Source organism: Saccharopolyspora sp. 7B (genome assembly GCF_020177435.1).
Taxonomy (GTDB): Bacteria; Actinomycetota; Actinomycetes; order Mycobacteriales; family Pseudonocardiaceae; genus Saccharopolyspora_C; species Saccharopolyspora_C gregorii.
This window is the reverse complement of sequence record NZ_JAIUKC010000250.1, coordinates 1-5870: the sequence shown is the minus strand read 5'-3', so window position 1 is coordinate 5870 and position 5870 is coordinate 1. Positions and strand designations below refer to the sequence as shown.

Annotated in this window: 6 protein-coding genes; 2 read left to right on the top strand and 4 right to left on the bottom strand. The window is 71.9% G+C overall.

Features of this window, described 5'->3' with window-relative positions; translation table 11 throughout:
• The first annotated feature begins 322 nt into the window (after positions 1–322).
• Complete coding sequence (locus LCD33_RS28145) at positions 323–583, top strand: Prokaryotic metallothionein (protein ID WP_224963023.1); 261 nt, start codon at positions 323–325, stop codon at positions 581–583.
• A gap of 594 nt (positions 584–1177) precedes the next feature.
• Here the strand turns inward: LCD33_RS28145 and LCD33_RS28140 are convergent.
• Together LCD33_RS28140 and LCD33_RS28135 are read right to left on the bottom strand one after the other, a co-directional pair.
• On the bottom strand, positions 1178–1717 hold the full coding sequence (locus LCD33_RS28140) for a gamma carbonic anhydrase family protein (protein ID WP_224963015.1): 540 nt from the start codon (positions 1715–1717) through the stop codon (positions 1178–1180).
• On the bottom strand, positions 1714–2463 hold the full coding sequence (locus LCD33_RS28135; protein ID WP_224963017.1) for a GntR family transcriptional regulator: 750 nt from the start codon (positions 2461–2463) through the stop codon (positions 1714–1716). The genes LCD33_RS28140 and LCD33_RS28135 overlap by 4 nt, the downstream gene beginning before the upstream one ends.
• A 120-nt stretch (positions 2464–2583) precedes the next feature.
• Here LCD33_RS28135 and LCD33_RS28130 point away from each other — a divergent pair, with 120 nt between their 5' ends.
• Positions 2584–3084, top strand: coding sequence for a GNAT family N-acetyltransferase (locus LCD33_RS28130; protein ID WP_308011336.1), 501 nt, complete (start codon positions 2584–2586; stop codon positions 3082–3084).
• Between the two features lie 16 nt (positions 3085–3100).
• On the opposite strand, the gene LCD33_RS28125 is transcribed toward LCD33_RS28130, so the two are convergent.
• Both LCD33_RS28125 and LCD33_RS28120 read right to left on the bottom strand, forming a co-directional pair.
• Complete coding sequence (locus LCD33_RS28125; protein WP_224978474.1) at positions 3101–3595, bottom strand: STAS domain-containing protein; 495 nt, start codon at positions 3593–3595, stop codon at positions 3101–3103.
• A gap of 231 nt (positions 3596–3826) precedes the next feature.
• The gene (locus LCD33_RS28120; protein WP_224978473.1) at positions 3827–5770 is read right to left on the bottom strand and encodes an aconitate hydratase; all 1944 of its coding nucleotides are present in this window, start codon (positions 5768–5770) and stop codon (positions 3827–3829) included.
• Positions 5771–5870 lie beyond the last annotated feature (100 nt).

Here is a 5870-nt window from a genome sequence, read left to right as displayed (position 1 = left end):
GGGATGTGGTGGGGGGGGGTGCGGGTGTGCACGGCGGGCCGGAGTCGTTCGGCGAGGATGCGGTCGAGGCGTTTTTCCACTACGGCGCGGTCGTCGTGCATGCGGTGTCCCCTCGGTCGGAGCGGGTTGGTGCAGACCACTGCTGAGCGTCGATCATCGTGGCACATCGCCGGTGGGGGTGGGTGCCGCCGAACCGGGCTGGGTGATCGCTCGTGCAGGTCATGGCGGTTGCCGGGGTGCGCGGGGCCTCGCATGCTGGGGCCTTTCGCAGGGCGTGCCGGTGTGGCGCGCGGTCCCCGATGATCGTGGAGGCGACGTGGTGATGGGTACGTGCGAGGTGTGCGGGAACGAGTACTGGATGAGTTTCGAGGTGCGCACGTCGGGTGGCGGGGTGCACGTGTTCGATTCGTTCGAGTGCGCGGCGCAGCGGTTGGCGCCGCAGTGCGAGCACTGCGGGTGCCGGATCTTGGGGCACGGGGTGGAGGTGAGCGGCCGGTTCTTCTGCTGTGCGCATTGTGCGCGGGAGTCGGGGATGTCGATGGTGGAAGAGGTGCGGGATGCGGTGGGGAGTCGCCCTGCGTGATGGTTCGGGTGCGGCTGGTGTGTGGTGAAACGTTTCATCCGGGTGTCGTGGGGTGAATCCACCCGCACCAGAGTTCGTTACCTGTTCGTTACTTGCGGGGTGAAACACGACGTTCACCAGTGACGACTACGGGGGTGGCACCACTTGCTCACCCGGGGCGCACCAGTTCGCGGGGCACGGGGCGGGTGGTGGCGGCTGGACCACTACGCGTGAAGGGATGCCGAGATGGCAGGTCTGGTTCGTTGGCTGGGTGACATGGCACGGGAGATGGGACGGGCTCGCACCGTGATGCGACACCCCCACTCGCAGGTCGTGAGCTCGGCCGCCCGTCGCGGTCAGAGCTGAGGCTCTGTTCGTCAGCCCCGGTCACTACGGCTGAACGTGGCGCCCCACCGGGTCGCGGACCGGCGCCCACCGCGTGCGCGGTGCTCCGGCGAGCACGGTCAACGCCACATCAAGTGAGACCTCGCGACCCACGCAGGCTTGCTGAAGATGCCGCGGCTTCCGTCCACTTCGGACGGGGCCACGGCATTTCGCACGTTCGGGGCCGGTTGCGGTGGTACCGCTCCCCTCCCCTGCCGCGCGCGGGCGGCGTCAGCCGGTCAGGGCGTCGCGGTGGCGTCCGGCGTTGGCGACGTAGACCTCCGCGGACAGCCGCAGGCGGGCGCGTTCGTCTTCGGTGAGTTCGCGGCGGACCTTCGCGGGGGTGCCGGCGACCATGGAGCCGGGCGGGACCTCGGTGCCTTCGAGCACGACGGCTCCGGCCGCGATCAGCGAGCCCTCCCCGATGGCGGCGCCGTTGAGGACGACGGCGCCCATGCCGATCAGGCAGTGGTCGCCGACGGTGCAGCCGTGCAGCACGGCGCGGTGCCCGACGGTGACGCCGCGGCCGACGGTGGCCGGGAACCCGGGGTCGGCGTGCAGCACGCAGCCGTCCTGGACGTTGCTGCCTTCGCCGACGGTGATGTCCTCGTTGTCGCCGCGCAGCACCGCCCCGTACCAGATGCTGGCGTCGGCGTGCAGGTGCACGCGGCCGATGAGGGTGGCGCCGGGTGCGGCCCAGGCGCCCTCGTCCAGCTGCGGGGTGTGCTCGTCGATGGTGATGGTGCGGGCGGTCTCGGCTGGGGCGTTCACGGGTCCTCCGGGTCGGCGCGTTCGCGGCGCAGCCATTGCACCGCGTCGTGGGAATGGCCGTCGACGACCGCTTCGACGCCGTCGAAGACGCGGGAGTCGGTGGTGCGGGCCAGTTCCGCCAGCACCGTATCGGCATCGCCGTCGGCGATGGCCTCGACCAGGCCCCGTTGCGCGGCGAGGTCGGGGGCGGGTGCGACGCGGTGGGTGAGGGTGAGCGCGAGCATCAGCTGGAGGCCGAGGTTGCGGCAGGTGTCCTCCAGGCGTTCGTTGCCGGCGAGTCCCACCACGGCCAGGCGCAGGTGCAGGGATCGTTCGGCGAACAGGGCGGGGTCGCCGGTGGTGGCGGCGAGGGCGTCCAGGGCGGTGCGGCAGCGGCGGAGCCGGGCGGGTTCGCGCACCGGGACGCCGTGGCGGACGGCGAAGCGTTCGAGTTCGCGGCGCAGGGTGACGATCTCGTAGATGTCGTGCAGGGTCAGCGGGGTGACGATGACGCCCTTGCGGGGCAGCTGGCGCACGAGTCCTTCGTGTTCGAGCACGCGCAGCGCTTCGCGCAGGGGTGGGCGGCTGATGCCCATCTCGTGGGTGAGGCGGTTCTCCACGATGCGGTCGCCGCAGCGCAATCCGCCGCTGATGATCATGTGCCGGAGGGTTCCGGCCGCCAGTTCCACCAGGCTCGGCGGGTCGGCGATGCTGGGCGCGGATGCGATCGGCCGCTGCGCCACCTGATCTTCCACTGATCCGGTCACGGGGCCAGTCTGCCCTGTCGCGGGCCTGTGCGGTGGGGTTTCGCCGCGGTGGCGAGCAACGACACGGTCGGTTCGGCAATTCGGTTGCCGCCGCGGGTGGCCGGTGGTGATGCTGGGGTGGTGCTGATTCGTGTCGCGGAGGCCGCCGATCTGGCGGCGTTGCCGGAGGTGGAGCGCCGTTCGGGTGCGTGCTTCCGGGAGGTGGGGATGGATCGGGTGGCGTTGGATCCGCCGATGCCGGTGCGGGTGCTGGAGGGGTTCCGGGATCGCGGCGCGTTGTGGGTGGCGGTGGAGGTGGCCGGCCCGGTGGCGTTCCTGGCCGCCGAGCGGTTGGACGGGGCGTTGCACGTGGCGCAGGTGAGCGTGGATCCGCGGTGTGCGCGGCGGCGCATCGGTGCCGCGCTGCTGGCGCACGCGGGTCCGCGGGTCGTGCGGTTCGGGTGTGCGGCGTTGACGTTGACGACGTTCCGGCTGGTGCCGTGGAACGCCCCGTACTACGCGCGCCTGGGTTTCCGGGAGGTGCCGCCTGCGGTGATGTCGCCGGGGCTGGCGGCGAGGCATGCGGCCGAGCAGGCAGTGTTCCCGCACTGGCCGCGGGTGGCGATGTGCCGCGCGGGGTGAGGTGCTGCGGCCGGGGTCAGAGGTGGTGGCGGCGGATGTCGGCGATGGCGTGGGCGGTGGTGGCGCGGCTGGTGAACCGGTCGGCGAGGCCGGTGAGGGTGATCAGCCGCAGCACGGCTCCGGTGCCGAACACGACGTAGAGCGGGGTGCGGCGGCATTCGGCGCGCCGTTGGGCGTGCAGGAGCAGTTCGAGCCCGGCGGAGCTGCAGAAGGTGACGTCGGTGAGGTCGAGGACGACGGCGCGCAGGGCGGCGGCGGTGAGGCGTTGGCGGACCATTTCGCCGAGGCGGGGTGCGGCGGCGAGGTCGATCTCGCCGCCGACCGGGACGACGACGACGCCGGGGTCGGGCCGGTGCACGGCCAGCCGCAGGGTGCGGGGGTGGCCGGGGGTGCCGCTGACGGGTTCTCCGGCGTCGCGGGGCGGCGTGATCGTGCGTTGCGGTTCGAGTCCGACCGGGGCGTGCCGCTGGTGCGCGGTGCGGTCGCTGTTGCCGGTGTTCGCGAGAATCACACTGCCTCCCCCGTGTTCGAATGCTGTTCGCGGCCGGGGTGGCTGGTCCGGGCGTGTCGGTGGCGGCGGCGCGTTGCGGTGGCCACCGGTGATCTCGGTGGCTGTGCCCGGGTGCGGCGCTGCGGTTCCGATGTGGGCCAGGGACGTCATGGCCAGGTGCTCGACCGCTGTTTCCCCACCGTAGGAGCGCTAGTCCGACCGAAACAAGGCTGGCCACCATCGTGCGAAGACTTAAGGGGAGTTGGCCGACAGCGGGATGATGCCTCCGGCGAGGATGGCTTCGGTTTGTCGTTCGGACAGGTGAGGTTCGGCGGTGATGTCGCGACTCTTCGTGGTGTTGCGGAGGGTGAGGGGCCCGCCGGTGCGGAGCTGGTCGCGCAGGCCGTCGGCGGTCAGGACGTCGCCGAGGTCGATGCGGTCGTGGTCGTCGGGGTCGGTGAAGCGCAGCGGCAGGATCCCGAAGTTGATCAGGTTCTGCCAGTGGATGCGGGCGAAGGACTTCGCGATGACCAGCTGCACGCCGAGGTAGCGGGGTGTGATGGCGGCGTGTTCGCGGGAGGAGCCCTGCCCGTAGTTGTCGCCGCCGATGACGATGTGCGGCCCGGTGTCGGCGGCGCGGCGCGGGTAGTCGGGGTCGAGGCGGGTGAAGGTGAAGCGGGCGAGTTCGGGGATGTTGGAGCGCAGCGGCAGGGCGTGGGCTCCTGCCGGGGAGATCTCGTCGGTGGAGACGTCGTCGCCGGTGATCAGCAGCACGGGGGCGTCGAGGTGGTCGGGCAGGGCGGTGAACTCCGGGAGCGCGGAGATGTTGGGGCCCTTCTCCGGCCGGATGCGTTCGGCGTCGTCGGCCGGTGGTGGGGCGACGAGCATGGCGGTGTTGACGGCGGAGTGCTGCGGCAGCCGTGGCCGCGGGTGCAGCCCGAGTTCGACGGCGAGGTCGCGGGGGGGGGGGATGCGGCCGGTGAGGGCGGCGGCGGTGGCGGTCTCCGGGGAGCACAGCCACACCGAGTCGTCGGGGGTGCCGGAGCGGCCGGGGAAGTTGCGGGGGAAGGTGCGCAGCGAGTGGGTGCCTTCGGCGGGTGCTTGTCCCATGCCGATGCAGCCGAGGCAGCCGGTCTGGTGCAGGCGGGCGCCTGCGGTGACGAGTGCGGCGAGGTCTCCGGTGGCGGCGAGGTCGGTGAGGATCTGCCGGGAGGTGGGGTTGATGTCGAAGCTGACCTGCGGGGCGGTGCGGCGGCCGCGGACCATGTCGGCGGCGATGGCGAAGTCGCGCAGGCCGGGGTTGGCGGAGGAGCCGATGACGACTTGGCCGATGTCGGTTCCGGCGGCTTCGCGGACGGGCACGACGTTGCCGGGTGAGCGGGGCCGGGCGATCAGCGGTTCGAGGGTGGACAGGTCGATGTGTTCGGTGAGGTCGTAGTCGGCGCCGGGGTCGGCGGCCAGCGGGGTGAAGTCGGCTTCGCGGTCTTCGGCGCGCAGGAAGTCGTGGACGGCGTCGTCGGCGGGGAACACGGTGGTGGTGGCGCCGAGTTCGGCGCCCATGTTGGCGATGACGTGCCGGTCCATGGCGGTGAGTTCGGCGAGGCCGGGCCCGTGGTATTCGATGATGCGCCCGGCGCCGCCGGCGACGCCGTGGCGGCGCAGCATTTCGAGCACGACGTCCTTGGCCGACACCCACGGCGGTAGCCGCCCGTCCAGGTGCACTCCCCACACGTACGGCATCCGGAGGCGCAGTGGTGCGCCGGTGATGGCGAGGGCGACTTCGAGGCCGCCGACGCCGATGGCGAGCATGCCCAGGGATCCGGCGGCGCAGGTGTGGGAGTCGGAGCCGGCGAGGGTTTTGCCGGGGGCGCCGAAGCGCTGCATGTGGGTGGGGTGGGAGACGCCGTTGCCGGGTGGGGAGTACCAGAGCCCGTAGTGGGCGGCGGCGGTGCGCAGGTAGGCGTGGTCTTCGGCGTTCTTCTCGTCGGTTTGCAGGAGGTTGTGGTCGACGTACTGGGCGCTGAGCTCGGTGCGGGCGCGGCGCAGCCCGAACGCTTCGAGTTCCTGCATGACGAGGGTGCCGGTGGCGTCCTGGGTGAGGGTCTGGTCGACGCGCAGGCCGATCTCGGTTCCCGGGGTGGGTTCGCCGTCGGTGAGGTGGGCGGTGATGAGCTTGTGCGCCAGCGTCTGCGGCATCGCTGCCTCCCGGGTGGTGGAGGATCACCGGTCTCCGCGGGGCTACCCGGGCGGGGTGCGCGCCAAACGATCAGGTCAGGCGGGGGCGCTGGTGCGGCGG